Origin of the sequence: Clavibacter sp. B3I6, assembly GCF_030816895.1 — a bacterium.
Classification (GTDB): domain Bacteria; phylum Actinomycetota; class Actinomycetes; order Actinomycetales; family Microbacteriaceae; genus Clavibacter.
Map to the genome: position 1 here is coordinate 2,633,134 of NZ_JAUSYL010000001.1, position 20,545 is coordinate 2,653,678.

Here is a 20,545-nt window from a genome sequence, read left to right on the forward strand (position 1 = left end):
CGTGCTCAACGTGGTCGTCCTCATCTCCGGCAGCGGGACCAACCTCCACGCCCTCCTCCAGGCGGCCGAGCACGCCGACTACCCCGCGCGGGTCGTGGCCGTCGGCGCGGACCGCGACGCCGACGGGCTGCTCTTCGCCGAGGAGCGCGGCATCCCCACCTTCACGGTCCCGTTCGGGAGCTTCCCCGACCGTGCGGCATGGGGCGACGAGCTGGCCGCCGCCATCGCCGGCTGGGAACCCGACCTGGTGGTCCTCAGCGGCTTCATGCGCCTGTTGCCGCCGCGCGCCGTCGCTGCCTTCGCGCCCCGCATCGTGAACACGCATCCGGCGTACCTGCCCGAGTTCCCGGGCGCCCACGCCGTGCGCGACGCCATCGCGGCCGGGGCGACGAGCTCCGGCGCGTCCATCATCGTCGTCGACACCGGCGTCGACACCGGTCCCGTGCTCGCGCAGGAGCGCGTGCCCGTGGAGCCGGGCGACACCGAGCACACCCTGCACGAGCGCATCAAGGTCGTGGAGCGCAGGCTCCTCGTCGACACGGTGCGCGCGATCTCCCTCGGCACCATCGACCTCAAGGAGCTGTCCCCGGCATGAGCGGACCCCGTCACGACCCGTCCCTGTTCCGCGATCGCGACGGCATCGAGGTGGCACGCGCCCTCGTCTCGGTGAGCGACAAGACCGGCCTGCTCGAGCTGGCGTCGGCCCTCGCGGAGGCCGGCGTCGAGATCGTCTCCACCGGATCCACGGCGAGCACCATCGCGGAGGCGGGCTTCCCCGTCACCCAGGTGCAGGACGTCACGGGGTTCCCCGAGTCCCTCGACGGTCGGGTGAAGACGCTGCACCCCGCCGTGCACGCGGGCCTCCTCGCCGACCTGCGGCTGGAGTCGCACGAGGTGCAGCTGGCGGAGCTCGGGATCTCGCCGTTCCAGCTCGTGGTCGTGAACCTGTACCCGTTCGTGGAGACGGTCGCCTCGGGCGCTCCCGCGTCGGACGTGATCGAGCAGATCGACATCGGCGGGCCCGCCATGGTGCGCGCCTCCGCCAAGAACCACGCCAACGTGGCCATCGTCGTGTCGCCGGCGAGCTACGACGAGCTGATCGCGGCGGTCCGGTCCGGGGGGACCACCCTCGAGCAGCGTCGGCGCCTCGCCGCGTCGGCCTTCGCGCACACCGCCGACTACGACCGTGCGGTGGCGGACTACTTCGGGTCCGCGGTCGTCGGCGCCGAGCCGTCGGCATCCGGCGACCCCGGCTGGCCCGCGACGTGGGATGTCCGGGGTGAGCTCGCGCAGGTGCTCCGGTACGGCGAGAACTCCCACCAGGACGCGGCCCTGTACCGACGATCCGACGGGGCGGGCATCGCCCAGGCGGTGCAGCTGCACGGCAAGGAGATGTCCTACAACAACTTCGTCGACGCGGACGCGGCGGTCCGAGCCGCCTATGACTTCGCCGAGCCGGCGGTCGCCATCATCAAGCACGCGAACCCCTGCGGGATCGCCGTCGCCGCGCCGCGTGCAGTGGACGCCATCGCCTCGGCGCACAGGAGCGCCCACGACTGCGATCCCGTGTCGGCGTTCGGCGGCGTCATCGCGGCGAACCGGACCGTGACGCTGGGGATGGCCGAGACGGTGAAGGAGATCTTCACCGAGGTCCTCGTCGCGCCGGGCTTCGACGACGACGCCCTCACGCTGCTGAAGACCAAGAAGAACCTGCGGCTGCTCACGCTGCCGGAGGGGTACCACCGCGAGGACCTCGAGGCCCGTCAGATCTCCGGCGGATACCTGGTGCAGTCGGGCGACGCGTTCCCGACCGACGGCACGCGGCTGTCGGGATCGTGGACCCTCGCCGCCGGTGAGCCGGTCGACGACCAGACGCTCGCCGACCTCGAGTTCGCGTGGAAGGCGTGCCGCGCGGTGAAGTCGAACGCGATCCTGCTCGCGCACCACGGTGCATCAGTCGGCGTGGGCATGGGGCAGGTCAACCGGGTGGACTCGTGTCAGCTCGCGGTGCAGCGGGCGGGGGACCGGGCGACCGGCTCGGTCGCGGCATCGGACGCGTTCTTTCCGTTCGCCGACGGCCTGCAGGTCCTGCTCGACGCCGGCGTCCGCGCCGTTGTCCAGCCCGGGGGATCGGTCCGCGACGAGGAGGTCGTCGAGGCCGCCCGTGCCGCGGGCGTCGCCATGTACTTCACGGGCGAGCGCCACTTCTTCCACTGACGGGGGGAGCAGCGGCGCCTCCGGGTGCCGCCGCCCCTCCTGTGCGGGACACCGTCGCGACACGCCCGGGATGCGGGTTGTTTTGCGGGGGTGGGGTGGTCCGCGTAATGTCTCCTCTTGTCGCCGGAACGGGCGGGAAGCTGAAAGGCTTCCGGAGCTGTTCTGGCGGGTGATGATCCTGGTGAAACAGAAGTTGCCGCGGCCTACGGGTTGCGTGTGTACCACCAACTGAGCTAGGGTCTGATTCTGCTTCCGACGTGAGTGCTGGGCCTTGTGGTCTGGATCACTCCCACGGGGAGCGGTGGAGTGTGAGCTCCGATGGCTGGCTGTGATGGTCGGTGTCGGGAGCGTCCGTTCCTTGAGAACTCAACAGCGTGCACAATGTCAAATGCCAAATACCCGTGGCATCGTCCTTCTGGATGGTGTCCGGATTCCTTTGGAATACATTTAAACAAACAAGCAAGTCAGTAATGATTTGTTCTGTCGGTTTCAAACTTGCTGGTTCGTGTTCGATTCCCGTTCACGTCCGGCTTTAGATGTGCCGATCGCCTTCGGGTGGTCGTGCGTTTAAGCATTTATGGAGAGTTTGATCCTGGCTCAGGACGAACGCTGGCGGCGTGCTTAACACATGCAAGTCGAACGGTGAAGTCAGAGCTTGCTCTGGCGGATCAGTGGCGAACGGGTGAGTAACACGTGAGTAACCTGCCCCCGACTCTGGGATAACTGCTAGAAATGGTAGCTAATACCGGATATGACGACTGGCCGCATGGTCTGGTCGTGGAAAGAATTTCGGTTGGGGATGGACTCGCGGCCTATCAGGTAGTTGGTGAGGTAATGGCTCACCAAGCCTACGACGGGTAGCCGGCCTGAGAGGGTGACCGGCCACACTGGGACTGAGACACGGCCCAGACTCCTACGGGAGGCAGCAGTGGGGAATATTGCACAATGGGCGAAAGCCTGATGCAGCAACGCCGCGTGAGGGATGACGGCCTTCGGGTTGTAAACCTCTTTTAGTAGGGAAGAAGCGAAAGTGACGGTACCTGCAGAAAAAGCACCGGCTAACTACGTGCCAGCAGCCGCGGTAATACGTAGGGTGCAAGCGTTGTCCGGAATTATTGGGCGTAAAGAGCTCGTAGGCGGTTTGTCGCGTCTGCTGTGAAATCCCGAGGCTCAACCTCGGGTCTGCAGTGGGTACGGGCAGACTAGAGTGCGGTAGGGGAGATTGGAATTCCTGGTGTAGCGGTGGAATGCGCAGATATCAGGAGGAACACCGATGGCGAAGGCAGATCTCTGGGCCGTAACTGACGCTGAGGAGCGAAAGCATGGGGAGCGAACAGGATTAGATACCCTGGTAGTCCATGCCGTAAACGTTGGGAACTAGATGTGGGGACCATTCCACGGTCTCCGTGTCGCAGCTAACGCATTAAGTTCCCCGCCTGGGGAGTACGGCCGCAAGGCTAAAACTCAAAGGAATTGACGGGGGCCCGCACAAGCGGCGGAGCATGCGGATTAATTCGATGCAACGCGAAGAACCTTACCAAGGCTTGACATATACCGGAAACGTGCAGAGATGTACGCCCCGCAAGGTCGGTATACAGGTGGTGCATGGTTGTCGTCAGCTCGTGTCGTGAGATGTTGGGTTAAGTCCCGCAACGAGCGCAACCCTCGTTCTATGTTGCCAGCACGTAATGGTGGGAACTCATAGGAGACTGCCGGGGTCAACTCGGAGGAAGGTGGGGATGACGTCAAATCATCATGCCCCTTATGTCTTGGGCTTCACGCATGCTACAATGGCCGGTACAAAGGGCTGCGATACCGTAAGGTGGAGCGAATCCCAAAAAGCCGGTCTCAGTTCGGATTGAGGTCTGCAACTCGACCTCATGAAGTCGGAGTCGCTAGTAATCGCAGATCAGCAACGCTGCGGTGAATACGTTCCCGGGCCTTGTACACACCGCCCGTCAAGTCATGAAAGTCGGTAACACCCGAAGCCAGTGGCCTAACCGCAAGGGAGGAGCTGTCGAAGGTGGGATCGGTGATTAGGACTAAGTCGTAACAAGGTAGCCGTACCGGAAGGTGCGGCTGGATCACCTCCTTTCTAAGGAGCATGTGCACCTCTCCTCTGTATACAGGGAGATCAAGGGTGCCAAGTCACGCGTCAGGCGTATGTCCTGGCGGTGGCGCTCATGGGTGGAACATTGACATTGATGCCGGCTGATATGTCGTGCTGCTAGTACGCCTCCTTGTGGGGTGGGAACGTGGTGCGGGGTGTCGAGGGCATGTTGCACGCTGTTGGGTCCTGAGGGACCGGGCCGCACCTTTCGGGTGTGTCTGGTTTCTTGTCGGACCCTTTCCGTCGTCCTGTTGTGGATGGCGGTGGGGTACCGCCCGTATATTGAGAACTACACAGTGGACGCGAGCATCTTAGATTCACCGGTTTTCCGGTGGATCACAAAGATCTATTTATAGATCATTGGTCAATTCTGTCTCCTCTAGGGGAGGCGAAACGATTCAATCTCATGTGATTTCAAGATTCTAAGAGCAAACGGTGGATGCCTTGGCATCTGGAGCCGAAGAAGGACGTATAAATCTGCGATAAGCCTCGGGGAGCTGATAATAGAGCTTTGATCCGAGGATCTCCGAATGGGGAAACCCCGCCAGGCCCTTTGGGTGACCTGGTGACTCCCGCCTGAATATATAGGGCGGGTAGAGGGAACGTGGGGAAGTGAAACATCTCAGTACCCACAGGAAGAGAAAGCAAAAGCGATTCCGTTAGTAGTGGCGAGCGAAACCGGAAGAGGCCAAACCGATCATGTGTGATATCCGGTAGGAGTTGCATGGTCGGGGTTGCGGGACTTTCCGTACAGTTCTACCGAGCTGTGAGGGCAATGAGCGCGATATAGACGAATGGTCTTGAAAGGCCAGTCATAGAGGGTGCGAACCCCGTAGTCGAAATGTCGTCGCCTGTCCGGAGAGTATCCCAAGTAGCACGGGGCCCGAGAAATCCCGTGTGAATCTGTCAGGACCACCTGATAAGCCTAAATACTCCCAGATGACCGATAGCGGACAAGTACCGTGAGGGAAAGGTGAAAAGTACCCCGGGAGGGGAGTGAAATAGTACCTGAAACCGTTTGCTTACAAACCGTTGGAGCACCCTTGTTGGTGTGACAGCGTGCCTTTTGAAGAATGAGCCTGCGAGTTAGTGATATGTGGCGAGGTTAACCCGTGAGGGGCAGCCGTAGCGAAAGCGAGTCTTAATAGGGCGTATGAGTCGCATGTTCTAGACCCGAAGCGAAGTGATCTATCCATGGCCAGGTTGAAGCGACGGTAAGACGTCGTGGAGGACCGAACCCACTTCAGTTGAAAATGGAGGGGATGAGCTGTGGATAGGGGTGAAAGGCCAATCAAACTTCGTGATAGCTGGTTCTCTCCGAAATGCATTTAGGTGCAGCGTTGCGTGTTTCTTGCCGGAGGTAGAGCTACTGGATGGACGATGGGCCCCAAAAGGTTACTGACTTCAGCCAAACTCCGAATGCCGGTAAGTGAGAGCGCAGCAGTGAGACGGTGGGGGATAAGCTTCATCGTCGAGAGGGAAACAACCCAGACCACCATCTAAGGTCCCTAAGCGCGTGCTAAGTGGGAAAGGATGTGGAGTTGCATAGACAACCAGGAGGTTGGCTTAGAAGCAGCCACCCTTGAAAGAGTGCGTAATAGCTCACTGGTCAAGTGATTCCGCGCCGACAATGTAACGGGGCTCAAGCACGCCACCGAAGTTGTGGCATTTATATTATAGGCAGGCCTTCGTGGTCCAGCCGTATGGATGGGTAGGAGAGCGTCGTGTGGCCAGCGAAGCGGCGGTGTGAACCAGCCGTGGAGGCCACACGAGTGAGAATGCAGGCATGAGTAGCGAAAGACGGGTGAGAAACCCGTCCTCCGAAAGACCAAGGGTTCCAGGGCCAGGCTAATCCGCCCTGGGTAAGTCGGGACCTAAGGCGAGGCCGACAGGCGTAGTCGATGGACAACGGGTTGATATTCCCGTACCGATGAAGAACCGCCCAAGACAACCCAGTAATGCTAAGTGTCTGAATCCTTGATTCGATCCCTTCGGGGTGACGGTCTTGGCCTAGCACACGACCCTACGCTGGTGCGTTTAGCGTATTAACAGGTGTGACGCAGGAAGGTAGCTGAGCCGGGCGATGGTAGTCCCGGTCTAAGGATGTAGGGCAGAAGATAGGCAAATCCGTCTTCTATTAAGCCTGAGACCCGATGGGTAGTCCTCACGGACGAAATCAGTGATCCTATGCTGCCGAGAAAAGCATCGACGCGAGGTTCCAATCGCCCGTACCCCAAACCGACTCAGGTGGTCAGGTAGAGAATACTAAGGAGATCGAGAGAATCGTGGTTAAGGAACTCGGCAAAATGCCCCCGTAACTTCGGGAGAAGGGGGGCCTGAGGCGTGTAGGGATTTACTCCTGAAGCGTTTGAAGGCCGCAGAGACCAGTGGGAAGCGACTGTTTACTAAAAACACAGGTCCGTGCTAAGTCGCAAGACGATGTATACGGACTGACGCCTGCCCGGTGCTGGAAGGTTAAGAGGAACGGTTAGCACGCAAGTGCGAAGCTGAGAATTTAAGCCCCAGTAAACGGCGGTGGTAACTATAACCATCCTAAGGTAGCGAAATTCCTTGTCGGGTAAGTTCCGACCTGCACGAATGGCGTAACGACTTCCCAGCTGTCTCAACCGCGAACTCGGCGAAATTGCACTACGAGTAAAGATGCTCGTTACGCGCAGCAGGACGGAAAGACCCCGTGACCTTTACTACAGCTTGGTATTGGTGTTCGGTGTGGCTTGTGTAGGATAGGTGGGAGACTTTGAAGCTCGGACGCTAGTTCGGGTGGAGTCATTGTTGAAATACCACTCTGGTCACTCTGGATATCTAACTTCGAACCGTAATCCGGTTCAGGGACAGTGCCTGGTGGGTAGTTTAACTGGGGCGGTTGCCTCCTAAAAAGTAACGGAGGCGCCCAAAGGTTCCCTCAACCTGGTTGGTAATCAGGTGTCGAGTGTAAGTGCACAAGGGAGCTTGACTGTGAGACTGACAAGTCGAGCAGGGACGAAAGTCGGGACTAGTGATCCGGCAGTGGCTTGTGGAAGCGCTGTCGCTCAACGGATAAAAGGTACCTCGGGGATAACAGGCTGATCTTGCCCAAGAGTCCATATCGACGGCATGGTTTGGCACCTCGATGTCGGCTCGTCGCATCCTGGGGCTGGAGTAGGTCCCAAGGGTTGGGCTGTTCGCCCATTAAAGCGGTACGCGAGCTGGGTTTAGAACGTCGTGAGACAGTTCGGTCCCTATCCGCTGCGCGCGTAGGAAATTTGAGAAGATCTATCCCTAGTACGAGAGGACCGGGATGGACGAACCTCTGGTGTGTCAGTTGTTCCGCCAGGAGCACCGCTGATTAGCTACGTTCGGAACGGATAACCGCTGAAAGCATCTAAGCGGGAAGCCGGCTTCGAGATGAGATTTCCATCCCTTTTAGGGTGAAGGCTCCCGGCTAGACTACCGGGTTGATAGGCAGGATGTGGAAGCGAGGACTAAAGACTCGTGGAGCTGACCTGTACTAATAAGCCGATATCTTGAAAACACTTTGCTTGCGTCCACTATGTGGTTCCCGATATACGGTCGGGTATCAATTGAACAACCAGCTTGACTGGTCGATTCATCACAGATTTCATGCCCCTGTGGGGTGTGTATGAGGTGTTTCGGTGGCCATAGCGAGAGGGAAACGCCCGGTTACATTCCGAACCCGGAAGCTAAGACTCTCAGCGCCGATGGTACTGCAGGGGGGACCCTGTGGGAGAGTAGGACACCGCCGGACTTTACTTGTTTGATCGGGGAGGCCCGTCGCACTTTGTGCGGCGGGCCTTTCTGCGTTAACACGCACGACGCGAGATCCCAGCCGTCCGCCGTCTGACGTCGACGTGCCTGGCACGCGGTGCGAGGTAGTGCGCGGTGCCTGCTGCGGCCCGGTGTTCGGCGCGCGGGGCGTCATGCGGCGGCCGGCAGGGGGACCGGCTTTCGCGCGAGTGGCTGTGCGCGCATTCCCCTTGAGCCACCCACGGACGTCGATGCGCAAGGGTCCTCCCAGGGGAGGGGGCAGGTCGAGTTCGGTGGCAGACCAGCCATCGGTGGCACCGGTGCCGCTGGCCGACACCGCTTCCCCCTGTCAGCGCCCTCACATCGCGTTCATCAGCCCGCCCGTTATGGTCGTGGGTCGTGACCGATCCCCGTGAGAACGACCGCGCATCCGACCAGTCCGACGAGAAGGCCGCCATTGTTTCGCCGGCGGGCCGCCCTTCGGCGCCCACGACGGCCCCACCGCGGTCGACGCCTCGCGCCTCTGCGGGCACGCCCCTCGGGCGTGCGGTGTCCGCCGCGCTCGTAGCCGCAGGGGTCGCCGCGATCCTCGGGCTCCTCTTCAGCGTCCTTGCCCTGTTCAGCGCCAACCAGCCCGGTGCCGCTGTCCTGGTCACGCTGCTCGACTACTGGACCGTCCACACCCTGGTCGCGTTCGTGCTCCTCGCCGCCCTCGCGGGGACGGGGATGTACCGCCGTCTGTGGACGACCATCGTCGGGTCGATCGCCGCGGCGGTCGTCGGCGCCCTCGTGGGGAGTCTCGTCGGGGCGCTGGGGCAGGGCGCCACGGTGACGGGCGACATCGTCGGCCCGCTGCTCGAGACGCTCCTGGGGCTGAACCTCATGTTCGTGCTGGGCGTGTCCCTCGCCTCCGTGCTCCTCGGTCGTCGCATCTGGCGGCGACTCGTCGGCGTCACCGATGAGACCGCGCGGGAGCGCGTGGCACTGGTGCGCATCCCGTCCTCCCGTCTGGCGGAGGGGGAGCTCACGCACCTCGAGCGGCGTCCGCTCGACGCCGACCTCGCCGACCAGCAGTGGGAGCGCTATGTCCTCGCCTTCGAGGAGCACGGCTGGTCGACCCGCGAGGTCCCGCCGGCGGACGACCACCCCGACTCGGTGTTCGTCGAGGACGCGGTGCTCGTGCTCGGCGGGACGGCGGTCCTCCTCACCTCCGGAGCCGACTCGCGCCGGGGCGAGCGCACCGGGGTGGAGCGTGCGCTCGAGGACATGGACCTCACCGTGGCGTCCATCGACCTGCCGGCCACCATCGACGGCGGCGACGTGCTCGAGGTCGGGCGCACGATCTACGTCGGCGCGAGCAGCCGCACCAACGCCGCGGGGATCCGGCGATTGCGCGAGATCGCCCGTCCCCTGGGGTACTCCGTCGTGGGCGTCCCCGTCAGTCGCACGCTGCACCTCAAGTCGCAGGTGACCGCGCTGCCCGACGGCACCGTGATCGGCTACGAGCCGCTCGTCGACGAGCCGCGGGTGTTCCCGTCGTTCCTCGCCGTCCCCGAGGCGGAGGGGACCGCGGTCGTGGCGCTCGATCCGGACACGCTGCTGCTGTCGGCCGCGGCCCCCCGCACCGCCGAGCTCCTCCGGGGGCTCGGCTACGAGGTCGTCACCGTCGACATCAGCGAGTTCGAGAAGCTCGAGGGCTGCGTCACCTGCCTCTCCGTGCGCATCGGCTGACGCCCCTCGCCCCACGACGAGCCCGGCGCGCATCCACGGATGCGCGCCGGGCTCTTGTGCGCGTACCGCTCCGCTCCGTATCCTGAAAGGCTGCTCGGAGCGGCCACTGACGTGGTCATCCCGGTGCGGCCCACGTGAATCGCATACGCAGCCAGGGAGGATGTCATGACCACGACATCGACGACAGACGCACGCACGGCCTCGAACCGGATCGGTGCCGACCGTCGGCGCATCGTCCCTGCGTCTCCCACCTCGATCCGCTAGCGCGGCGGGCGGGTCCGGCGCCTCTCATCCTCGGCGCCGACTGCAGCATCCGCGCATGAGCGCGCGGCCTCGCGGCATCCGCACCCGGGGGCGGCGTCGCCCCCGGAGCCGGACGCGATGCTCGCGCTCCTCCCCGGTGGTCGGTCCGGCCGCCGGCCTCCGGCCGCCCGTCGGCCGCCCGTCGGCCTCCGTCCCGGGGACCGAACACCGGCCGTCCGCATCGACGCCCGCCCTCCGGCCGGCCGTCTCCGCTCCCGACCACCCACCCGATCCTCCGCCGCGTGCGTCCCGACGCCCGCGGCCGCAGAGCACGTCCGGCCGCGCATCGGCCGGGACTACAGAAGGAATGACACGTGTCCACCTCCCCGTCCGAATCGCCTGAGCAGGCGCCGTCCGACCGTCACGGTCCGCGGCCCGGCACCATCCGGGTGCTGATGCGGCTGCTGCCGTTCGCCCGCCCTGCCATGCCCAGCATCATCGCGGGCATGGTGGTCGCGCTCATCGGGTCGCTGCTGTCGCTCGTGATCCCGCAGGTCCTGCGCGGACTCGTGGACGGGCCGCTCGGCGACGGCGACTCCGCCGCCGTCGTGCCCGCCGTGCTCCTCATCCTGGGCCTCGGGGTCCTCGAGGCCGTGATGATCGCGCTCCGCCGCTGGTTCGTGCTGAAGCCGGGCACGCTCATGGAGGCGGACATGCGGAACTCGTTCTACCGGAAGCTGCAGCGGCTGCCGGTCGCGTTCCACGACCGGTGGCAGAGCGGGCAGCTGCTCTCGCGCATGGTCAGCGACCTCAACCTCATCCGTCGCTGGATGGCGTTCGGCCTCGTCCTGTTCATCGTCAACATCCTCACGATCCTCGTGGGGATCGGCTTCCTCGTCGCCATCGACTGGCGCCTGGGGCTCGGGTTCCTCGTCTGCTCCATCCCGCTGTGGGTGTACGGCTACCTGTTCGAGCAGAAGTACTCCTCGGTCGCGCGGCTCAGCCAGGACCAGTCCGGCGACCTCGCCACGAGCGTCGAGCAGTCGGTGCACGGGATCCGCGTGCTCAAGGCGTTCGGCCGCGGCAAGCACATGCACGACGCGTTCGCCGAGCAGGCCGAGGAGCTGCGCGGCACGGAGATCAAGAAGGCGAAGGCGATCGCCGGCATCTGGCTGTGGCTGCTGCTGGTGCCCGACCTCACGTTCGCCCTGGCCCTGCTCGGCGGCGTGCTGCTGGCGTTCGGCGGGGAGATCTCCGTGGGCGACCTCGTGGCCTTCTTCGCGACGGCGGCGGTGCTGCGCTGGCCGATCGAGTCGGTCGGGTTCCTGCTCTCCATGACCTTCGACGCGCGCACCGCCGTCGACCGCTACTTCGAGGTGATGGACGAGGACGACGCGATCACGGACCCGGCGACGCCGACGCGCATCGGCGAGCCCCGCGGCCACCTCGTCTTCCGGGGCGCGCACTTCCGCTACCAGGACGCCGTCGCGGGTCAGCCCGACCTCATCGACGGCGTGGACCTCGACCTCCAGCCGGGGGAGACCATGGCGCTCGTCGGGATCACCGGCTGCGGCAAGTCGACGCTGACGGCGCTCACGACCCGGCTGTACGACGTGACGGGCGGCAGCGTCGAGCTCGACGGCGTGGACATCCGCGACCTGCGGCTCGAGGAGCTGCGGAGCCGGGTCGCCATGGCCTTCGAGGACGCGACCCTGTTCTCCTCGAGCGTCCGCGACAACGTGCTGCTCGGCCGTCCCGAGCTCGCGGCCGGCGGGCCCGAGGCGGAGCGCGTGCTCCAGGAGGCGCTCGACATCGCGCAGGCCGGCTTCGTCCGCGACCTCCCCGACGGCGTCGACACCACCGTCGGCGAGGAGGGGCTCAGCCTCTCCGGCGGCCAGCGCCAGCGGCTCGCCCTCGCGCGCGCCGTCGCCGCGGCGCCGGACGTGCTGGTCCTCGACGACCCGCTCTCCGCGCTCGACGTCGACACGGAGGCGCTCGTCGAGGCGGCGCTGCGCCGCGTGCTCGCCTCCACCACCGCGCTCATCGTCGCGCACCGCCCCTCGACCGTGATGCTCGCGGACCGGGTGGCGCTCATGCAGGACGGCCGCATCACCGCGGTCGGCCGGCACTCCGATCTGCTCGCCACGAGCGAGCACTACCGGTTCGTCATCTCGAGCCTGGACGTGGAAGGGAACACCGTGCGCGAGGAGGCCTCAGCATGAGCGTCACCGGGGTCACCGGCGAGGAGAGGGACGACTTCTCCCGCGCCGAGAGCAAGGAGATCCGCCGGCGGTCGACGCGGCTGCTCGTCAGCACCATCCAGCCCGTCAAGCAGACGCTGATCCTCACGGCCGCGACGATCCTCGTCGCCACCGCCGCGAACGTCGCGGGGCCCGCGCTCATCGGGATCGGCCTCGACCGTGCCCTGCCGGCGCTGCTCGAGACGGACGACCCCACCGGGCTCGCGCTCGTGATCGGGGCGTACGTCCTGGTCGCGGTGACGGGCGCGGTGCTCGTCGCCAAGTACCAGGTGATGTCCGCGCGCATCGCGCAGGAGATCCTCATCGACCTCCGCAAGCGCATGTTCCTGCACACGCAGAAGCTGAGCCTGGAGTTCCACGAGACGTACACGTCCGGCCGGATCATCTCCCGCCAGACGAGCGACCTCGATTCGATCCGGGAGCTCCTCAACGGCGGCATCAACCAGCTCGTGCAGGGTGCGCTCTACATGGCCTTCACCGCCATCGCGCTGTTCTCCTTCGACTGGGTGTCCGGCCTCGTGCTGCTCGCCGCGCTGGTGCCGCTGTTCTTCCTGAGCCTCTGGTTCGCGGTGAAGTCGCAGGCGCTGTTCCGGCAGACGCGCGTGAAGTCGGCCCGGCTGATCGTCCACTTCGTCGAGACGATGACGGGCATCCGCGCGGTGAAGGCGTTCCGCAAGGAGAAGCGCAACGCGGAGGAGTTCGCCGAGCACGTCGAGGGGTACCGCGACACCAACATGCGCGTGATCCAGGTGTTCGGCGTGTTCGACCCGGGCCTCGTCCTCATCGGCAACGTCACGGTCGCCGTGGTGCTCCTGGTCGGCGGCCTCCGCGTCGCCGACGGGCAGCTCGGCATCGGCGCGCTGCTCGCCGTCGTGCTCTACACGCGGCAGTTCTTCGGCCCGGCGCAGGACATGGCGATGTTCTACAACAGCTACCAGTCGGCGTCGGCCGCGCTCGAGAAGATCTCGGGCGTGCTCGAGGAGGAGCCGAGCGTGCCGGATCCGGTCACGCCGGTCGACCTGTGGGAGTCCACGGGGCACGTGTCCTTCGAGGGCGTCGAGTTCGGCTACGGGAAGGGCAAGACGATCCTGCCGCGGTTCGACCTCGACCTGCCGGCCGGGCAGACCATCGCCCTCGTCGGGTCGACGGGAGCGGGGAAGACGACGCTCGCGAAGCTCATCTCCCGGTTCTACGACCCGTCGGACGGCCGCGTGGCGCTCGACGGGATCGACCTCCGCGACCTGCACCCCAAGGACCTCCGCCGCGCCATCGTGATGGTCACGCAGGAGGCGTACCTCTTCTCCGGCTCCGTCGCGGACAACATCGCGATCGGCAAGCCCGACGCGACGCGGCGCGAGATCCAGGAGGCGGCCGAGGCGGTGGGGGCGCACACCTTCATCGAGTCCCTGCCGGACGGCTACGACACCGACGTGAACAAGCGCGGCGGGCGGGTGTCGGCGGGCCAGCGCCAGCTGATCTCCTTCGCGCGCGCGTTCCTCGCGGACCCGGCCGTGCTGATCCTCGACGAGGCCACGAGCTCGCTCGACATCCCGAGCGAGCGGCTCGTGCAGCAGGGTCTCACCACGCTGCTCGCGGACCGGACGGCGATCATCATCGCCCACCGCCTCTCGACGGTGGCGATCGCGGACCGCGTGCTCGTCATGGAGCAGGGCCGCATCGTCGAGGACGGCACGCCGGAGGCGCTCATCGAGGGCACCGGCCGGTTCTCCCAGCTGCACGCCGCCTGGCGGGAGTCGCTGGTCTAGGTCAGGTGACGTCGGACGGCCCGGGCGCCCCGTGATCGGGGAGCCCGGCCGTCTGCGTCAGAGATCGAGCGCGGGGGCTCCCTCCGGCAGCCACGCACGCACGGCGTCGCCGTCCGCGGCGGCCAGCCAGCCGTCGCCGCACGTCATGGTCGCGGCGGGGGAGGGATCCGGCCACCACGTGTCCTGCACACCGGCCGGTGCGGCATCTGCGGGTGCGGCGGCGCAGCCCAGCTGGTCGGCCGGCGTCGCGGAGCGGAACGCGAGGATCGCGCCCTCGCCGCGCAGGGACGTCTTGATCCGCACGTCGGTCGCGTCCGCCGGGATCCACGACGGGATCCGGCCCTCGGCGTCCGCCGCCGTCGCGTAGACGCGCGCGTCGGCCGGGGTGGTCATGCCGCCGACGGTGCTGGCCGCGCCGCAGCCGCCGAGCGCCAGCACGAGCAGCACGGTCACGGGGACGGCCGTGAGGCGCGCCGTCGGCCGGTGCCCCGTCCGGCGAGCGGAGGCGGAGCCGGCGACGCCCGGCTCGGAGGGTGACGTGACGACGAGGGGGAGGGCGGACAGGCTGCGGGGCATGATCCCAGTCCAGCGGAGCGGCGGATCCGGCGCATCGGCCGCGAGGCCTCGCCCGTGGTCCCGCAGCATGACCCGCGTCCGGCCGGAAGGCGGACGCGCCGCGCCGGACGGTCAGGGGATCACGGGAACCAGCGCGCCGCCTCGAGGTCCACGCGGTACCCCGCGTCCGTCGGGGCGGAGACGAGCGGCGTCCCCTCGGCCTCGTAGCGGGGCCGCGCCTCGTCCGCCAGACCCGTCGGAGGGTGCCCGCCCGCGCGGAGGACGCGCCACCAGGGGAGCCCGGAGCCGTGGTAGCGCAGCACCATTCCGACCGCCCGCGCGCCGCGGCGACCGAAGACGGCGGCGACGTCGCCGTAGGTCATGACCCGTCCGGACGGGATCTCGGCCACGACCTCGAGCACGCGGTCGGTGAACTCGCCGGGCGTCGCGAAGACGGCCACGCGCTAGAGCGCCAGCGCGCCGATGGCCTCGCCGTACTGCGTCTCGCCGATGACCGCGAAGCCGACGCGCGTGAAGAAGTCCTCCGGACCGTCCTCGCCCGGCTCCCACACGACGGTGAGGCGGTCGAAGCCGCGCGAGCGCGCCTCGTCGGCGAGGGCGAGCACCGCGAACCGGCCCACGCCGTGGCCCTGTGCGTCGGCGTCGACGTTGATGCGCCAGATGCAGCTGCGGAAGATCTCCTCGTGGGCCTCGGGGTCGAAGTTGCCCATGATGAAGCCGACGACCTCCTCGTCCTCGATGACGACGCGCGGCCATGCGGTGGTGGGGTTGACGTACGCCTCGGCGATGGAGTGCGACACGGGGGCGACGTAGTTCTCCTGCCCCGGCTTGAGCGTCAGCGTGTTGGCCGCCACGATCGTGCGGGCGCTCAGCTCTTCGAGTCTCATGTCGCTCATGGGCACAGGGTATCGGGCGGATCCCGGTCCGGCCAGGAGCCCGCGGGCGGCCGGGACCGGACCGCGGCCCGGGGAGCCAGCCGACCCACCGGTCTCTCGATGTCGAGAGACCGGGGTCGGCGGGTAGGCTGGCCGACGGATCCACCGGCGACGAGCCGGACCCGCCGCGCGCCGACGGAGACGCGCGGACGGAGGGCACCGACGAGCATGAGGAGGACTTCGTGGAGAAGATCAAGGTAGAGGGGACCGTCGTCGAGCTCGACGGCGACGAGATGACGCGCATCATCTGGCAGTCCATCAAGGACACGCTCATCCACCCGTACCTCGACATCGACCTCGAGTACTACGACCTGGGCATCGAGAAGCGCGACGAGACCGACGACCAGATCACGATCGACGCGGCCGAGGCCATCAAGCGCCACGGCGTGGGCGTCAAGTGCGCGACGATCACGCCCGACGAGGCGCGCGTCGAGGAGTTCGGCCTCAAGAAGATGTGGCGCTCGCCGAACGGCACCATCCGCAACATCCTGGGCGGCACGATCTTCCGCGAGCCCATCATCATCAGCAACATCCCGCGTCTCGTCCCCGGCTGGAACAAGCCGATCATCGTCGGACGCCACGCGTTCGGCGACCAGTACCGCGCCACCGACTTCCGCTTCGAGGGCGAGGGCACGCTCACGATGACCTTCACCCCGAAGGACGGCTCCGAGCCGCAGCAGTTCGAGGTGTTCCAGAGCCCCGGATCCGGCGTCGCGATGGGCATGTACAACCTCGACGACTCGATCCGCGACTTCGCGCGCGCCTCGCTGTCCTACGGCCTCGCCCGCAACTACCCCGTCTACCTCTCCACCAAGAACACGATCCTCAAGGCCTACGACGGCCGCTTCAAGGACCTGTTCGAGGAGGTCTTCCAGGCGGAGTACGCCGACCAGTTCGCCGCCGCGGGCCTCACCTACGAGCACCGCCTCATCGACGACATGGTCGCCGCGTCGCTCAAGTGGGAGGGCGGCTACGTCTGGGCCTGCAAGAACTACGACGGCGACGTCCAGTCCGACACCGTCGCGCAGGGCTTCGGCTCGCTCGGCCTCATGACCAGCGTGCTCACCACGCCCGACGGCAAGGTCGTCGAGGCGGAGGCTGCGCACGGCACGGTCACGCGCCACTACCGCCAGCACCAGCAGGGCAAGCCCACGTCGACGAACCCCATCGCGTCGATCTACGCCTGGACCCGGGGCCTCGCGCACCGCGCCAAGCTCGACGGCAACGACGCCCTCAAGGAGTTCGCGGACACCCTCGAGGACGTCGTCATCACGACGGTCGAGTCCGGCAAGATGACGAAGGACCTCGCGCTCCTCGTCGGCCCCGACCAGCCGTACCAGACGACCGAGGAGTTCCTCGCGTCGCTCGCGGACAACCTGCAGGCGCGCCTGGCCTGATCCCGTCGGCGTCGCGCACGACGCCGCACCGCCCGAGAGGCCCCCGACCACGCCGGTCGGGGGCCTCTCCTGCGTCCGCTCCGTGCCCGGGCCCGTCCCCGGGTGTGCAGAGGACGGGTGCGGGGCGCCGCGTCCTCCCTACGGTTCTCCCCATCGCGTCATCGACGCGACTCCGCGACGGCGATCTCCGCCGTCCCGCGCACGTGGTGCGCCGCGGATCCGGACGCCGGCGGTCGCCGGTGACAGGAGGGAACAGCCATGCCCATCCATCGAGAGACGATCCCGCCCGGCCGGAGGCGCGCCCTGCACGCGGCCCGGCCCCTCACCGCCTGCGCCCTGGCGTTCGCGCTCGCCGCCGCGGGAGGTTCCGCGGCCGGGGCCGCCGTCCTCCCGCAGGCCGCCGTCCCGCTCGACGCCGCCGACGGCCACTACCTCGTCACGCTCAAGGGCCAGCCGGCCGCCACCTACGACGGGACCCTCGACGGGCTCCCGCGCACGGAGGTCGACGCCGGCGCGCGCCTCGACGCGCGGTCCGATGCCGTCCAGCGCTACACCGACCACCTCGCCGAGGCGCACCGCTCGGTCGCGGACTCGATCGGCGTGACGCCCACGCACGAGTACTCCCTCACGACGAACGGCTTCTCCGCGGCCCTGACCGCGGCGCAGGTCCGGGCGCTCGGCCGCTCGGCCGACGTCCTGAGCGTCGAGCCCGACCGGACGAGGCACACCCAGTCGACGCCCGCGATGCGGGCGCTCGGCCTCGAGGGCGACCACGGGCTCTGGGCGGCCGCGGGAGGTGCGGACAAGGCGGGCGCGGGCACGGTGATCGCCGACATCGACACCGGCATCGCCCCCGACAACCCGTCGATCGCGGGGAGGCCCCTCCGGTCGAGCCCGGGCGACGAGCCCTACCGCGACGGCACCGGCATCGCGTTCCGGAAGGCCGACGGCAGCGTCTTCCACGGGGCCTGCCAGACCGGGCCCGGCTTCACGGCGGCCGACTGCTCGACGAAGCTCATCGGCGCCCGCTACTTCGACGCCGGGCGGAGGGCGTCCGGGGCCGCCCTCGGGCCGCAGGAGATCCGCTCCCCGCGCGACACGCTCGGACACGGCACCCACACCGCCAGCACCGCCGCGGGTGACGTGGGCGTCCCGGCCGCGATCGAGGGACATGTCCTCGACAGCATCTCGGGCGTCGCACCGGCGGCGAGGATCGCCGCGTACAAGGCCTGCTGGCAGGGACCCGACCCGGACGTCGAGACCGACGACGGGTGCGAGGAATCCGACGTCATCGCGGCCATCGACCAGGCCACGGCCGACGGCGCGGACGTCATCAACATGTCGCTCGGCGGCAGCGGGAAGTCGACGGACGCGTGGCAGCGGGCCCTCCTGGGCGCCGCGAGCGCCGGCGTCTTCGTCGCCGCCTCGGCGGGCAACAGCGGACCCGACGCCGGCACCGTGGCGAACCTCGAGCCCTGGATCACGACGGTCGCGGCGAGCAGCGTGCCGGACAACTACTCGGCCACCGTGGAGCTCGGCGACGGCGAGCGCTTCTCCGGTGCCTCCATCACGGTGCCGTCCGCGGTCACGGGCCCGCTCGTGCGCGCCGCGGTCTCCGGCGTCGTCGGTGCGAAGTCGCCGGAGCTGTGCGGGGAGGGCACCCTGGACCCGGCGAAGGTGACGGGCCGCATCGTCCAGTGCGACCGCGGCGTGTCGGGGCGCGGCGCCAAGAGCGCCGAGGTCCGGCGCGCGGGCGGGATCGGCATGGTCCTCACCGACGTGGAGGCGGGCTCGCAGGAGTTCGACACCCACGCCGTGCCGACCGTGCACCTCGGCGTCGACGCCCGGCCCGCGGTCGTGGCGTACGCCGCGACGGTCGGCGCGACCGCGACGCTCACGCCCGGCAACACCTCGGGCGTGCAGCGCCCGGCCCCGCAGGTGGCCGCCTTCAGCTCGCGCGGACCCGACGAGTCCGACGGCGGCGACATCATCAAGCCCGACATCACGGCTCCGGGTGCCGGCATCCTCGCGGCGTCCGCGGACAGCGACGGCAAGCCGGGCTTCGCCGTCCTCTCGGGCACGTCGATGGCGGCGCCGCACATCGCGGGGTTCGCGCTCCTCTACCTCGGGCTCCACCCGACGGCATCGCCGTCGGAGATCAAGTCGGCGATGATGACGACCGCCACGGACACGGTCGACGCGCAGGGCAGGCCCGCGACCGACCCCTTCGCGCAGGGCGCCGGCCAGATCGCGCCGGACAGGTACCTCCACCCGGGCCTCGTATACGCGAGCGGGCCGCGCGACTGGGCGGGATACGCCGCCCAGACGGGGCTCGAGCTGCCGCATCCCGCGGCGGCCGTGCCGGTGTCGCAGCTCAACCTGCCGAGCATCGCGGTCGGCTCGCTGGTCGGCAGCGCGACCGTCACGCGGACGGTGACGTCGCAGGCCGCCGGGACGTGGACCGCGTCCGTGCAGGGGGTGGCCGGTGCCGCCGTGTCGGTCAGCCCCGCGCGGCTGACGTTCACGGGGCCGGGCCAGACCCGCACCTTCCGCGTCCGCATCGCGGCCAAGGCCGGAGCGTCCATGGGAGCCTGGACGACCGGGTCGCTCACCTGGTCGGGCGCCGGGGGCACCGTCCGCAGCCCCCTCGCCGTGCGCCCCCTGCAGCTCGAGGCCCCGACGGCCGTCGCGGGCAGCGGCACCACCGGGAAGGCCGCCGTGACGGTGACGTCCGGTGTCACGGGACGGATCGGGCTGACCGCGTCCGGCCTCGCGAAGGGGCAGGTGCTCCGCGACCCGTCCGGACCGCCGACGGGGCCGACCCTCTCCCTCACGGAGGGCCAGCCGCGCGAGGTCCCGTTCACCGTCACCGCGGGCGAGGGGGCGCTGGTGCTCGCCGCGACCCCGCGGGACGGCGAGTCGGACCTCGCCCTGCAGCTGGAGCGGGTCGCCGCGGACGGCACGCGCACGGTGGTGGACGTGCAGCTGACGTCGTCGCCGTCGGAGCGGATCGTCGTGCCGGCGCCCCCGGCCGGGTCGTACGTCGCGACGGTGCGGGCCGACTCGGTGGCGGGGTCGGCGGCGACGGCCGACGTCGACCTGACCCGGTACGACGTCCCCGCCTCGGGCGGGGAGGGGGCCTTCGCGGTCACGCCCGCGCAGCTCCGCGTCACGGCGGGGCGGAAGGCGACGTACACCGCGTCGTGGTCCGGCCTCGCACCGGGTTCCCGGTACGTCGGGGTCGTGTCGTACGCGGGAACCGGCGCCGTCACCCTGGTCGACGTCACGACGCCCGCGAGGGCGGGGCGCCCCGCGGGCTGACGCGCATGGGATGGGGAGGGGCGGGTGCCGACGGCACCCGCCCCTCCGTCGTCCCCGGGCGTGTGGACGCCGTGATCTCCCCGGACGGGCTCCTGGGATCCTGCTGTGCGCGCGGCATCGACGGCAGGTCGGAGACGGGGATCACGCGGGTCGAGAAGGCCGGGATGACGGGCATCCGAGAGCGTCCGGCAACTGTTACACGGCGGTAACACGCGCCCTGTCT

General features: G+C 67.7%; 10 protein-coding genes and 3 rRNA genes. 10 read left to right on the top strand and 3 right to left on the bottom strand.

The genetic code is table 11. From position 1 onward, the window contains the following. Position 1: 1 nt before the first annotated feature. The 8 genes from purN to QFZ62_RS12860 all read left to right on the top strand — a co-directional run bounded on the left by purN (position 2) and on the right by QFZ62_RS12860 (position 14,093). Positions 2 to 595, top strand: coding sequence for a phosphoribosylglycinamide formyltransferase (gene purN / locus QFZ62_RS12825; protein WP_307506347.1), 594 nt, complete (start codon positions 2 to 4; stop codon positions 593 to 595). Then, positions 592 to 2,217, top strand: a complete 1,626-nt coding sequence (gene purH, locus QFZ62_RS12830; protein WP_307506350.1) for a bifunctional phosphoribosylaminoimidazolecarboxamide formyltransferase/IMP cyclohydrolase — start codon at positions 592 to 594, stop codon at positions 2,215 to 2,217. The genes purN and purH overlap by 4 nt, the downstream gene beginning before the upstream one ends. Positions 2,218 to 2,791: 574 nt before the next feature. Then, positions 2,792 to 4,312: ribosomal RNA gene (locus QFZ62_RS12835) — 16S ribosomal RNA — on the top strand. Positions 4,313 to 4,739: 427 nt separating this feature from the next. Further along, positions 4,740 to 7,859 (top strand): 23S ribosomal RNA (locus QFZ62_RS12840). 117 nt (positions 7,860 to 7,976) lie between these two features. After that, a 5S ribosomal RNA gene (rrf, locus tag QFZ62_RS12845) occupies positions 7,977 to 8,093 on the top strand. The 16S, 23S and 5S rRNA genes sit together here, the layout of an rRNA operon. Positions 8,094 to 8,641: 548 nt before the next feature. After that, complete coding sequence (gene ddaH / locus QFZ62_RS12850; protein ID WP_307506353.1) at positions 8,642 to 9,823, top strand: dimethylargininase; 1,182 nt, start codon at positions 8,642 to 8,644, stop codon at positions 9,821 to 9,823. 698 nt (positions 9,824 to 10,521) lie between these two features. Beyond that, positions 10,522 to 12,288 (top strand): ABC transporter ATP-binding protein, encoded by a 1,767-nt coding sequence (locus QFZ62_RS12855; protein ID WP_307507801.1) that lies wholly within the window; start codon positions 10,522 to 10,524, stop codon positions 12,286 to 12,288. Beyond that, positions 12,285 to 14,093 (top strand): ABC transporter ATP-binding protein, encoded by a 1,809-nt coding sequence (locus QFZ62_RS12860; RefSeq protein ID WP_307506355.1) that lies wholly within the window; start codon positions 12,285 to 12,287, stop codon positions 14,091 to 14,093. The genes QFZ62_RS12855 and QFZ62_RS12860 overlap by 4 nt, the downstream gene beginning before the upstream one ends. A gap of 57 nt (positions 14,094 to 14,150) precedes the next feature. Here QFZ62_RS12860 and QFZ62_RS12865 read toward each other — a convergent pair whose 3' ends face one another. The 3 genes from QFZ62_RS12865 to QFZ62_RS12875 form a co-directional block, all read right to left on the bottom strand. Then, entirely contained in the window at positions 14,151 to 14,669 is a 519-nt protein-coding gene (locus QFZ62_RS12865) for a hypothetical protein (RefSeq protein WP_307506357.1), read from the bottom strand. 119 nt (positions 14,670 to 14,788) lie between these two features. Beyond that, a complete protein-coding gene (locus tag QFZ62_RS12870) occupies positions 14,789 to 15,109 on the bottom strand; it encodes an MGMT family protein (RefSeq protein WP_307506359.1) in 321 nt (106 codons plus the stop codon). A 3-nt stretch (positions 15,110 to 15,112) separates the two neighbouring features. Further along, entirely contained in the window at positions 15,113 to 15,565 is a 453-nt protein-coding gene (locus tag QFZ62_RS12875) for a GNAT family N-acetyltransferase (RefSeq protein WP_307506363.1), read from the bottom strand. A gap of 221 nt (positions 15,566 to 15,786) precedes the next feature. On the opposite strand from QFZ62_RS12875, the gene QFZ62_RS12880 reads away from it, so the two are divergent. Together QFZ62_RS12880 and QFZ62_RS12885 are read left to right on the top strand one after the other, a co-directional pair. After that, positions 15,787 to 17,001 (top strand): NADP-dependent isocitrate dehydrogenase, encoded by a 1,215-nt coding sequence (locus QFZ62_RS12880; RefSeq protein ID WP_307506365.1) that lies wholly within the window; start codon positions 15,787 to 15,789, stop codon positions 16,999 to 17,001. Positions 17,002 to 17,259: 258 nt separating this feature from the next. Beyond that, positions 17,260 to 20,322, top strand: coding sequence for a S8 family serine peptidase (locus tag QFZ62_RS12885; RefSeq protein WP_307506368.1), 3,063 nt, complete (start codon positions 17,260 to 17,262; stop codon positions 20,320 to 20,322). The last annotated feature ends 223 nt before the right edge of the window (positions 20,323 to 20,545 follow it).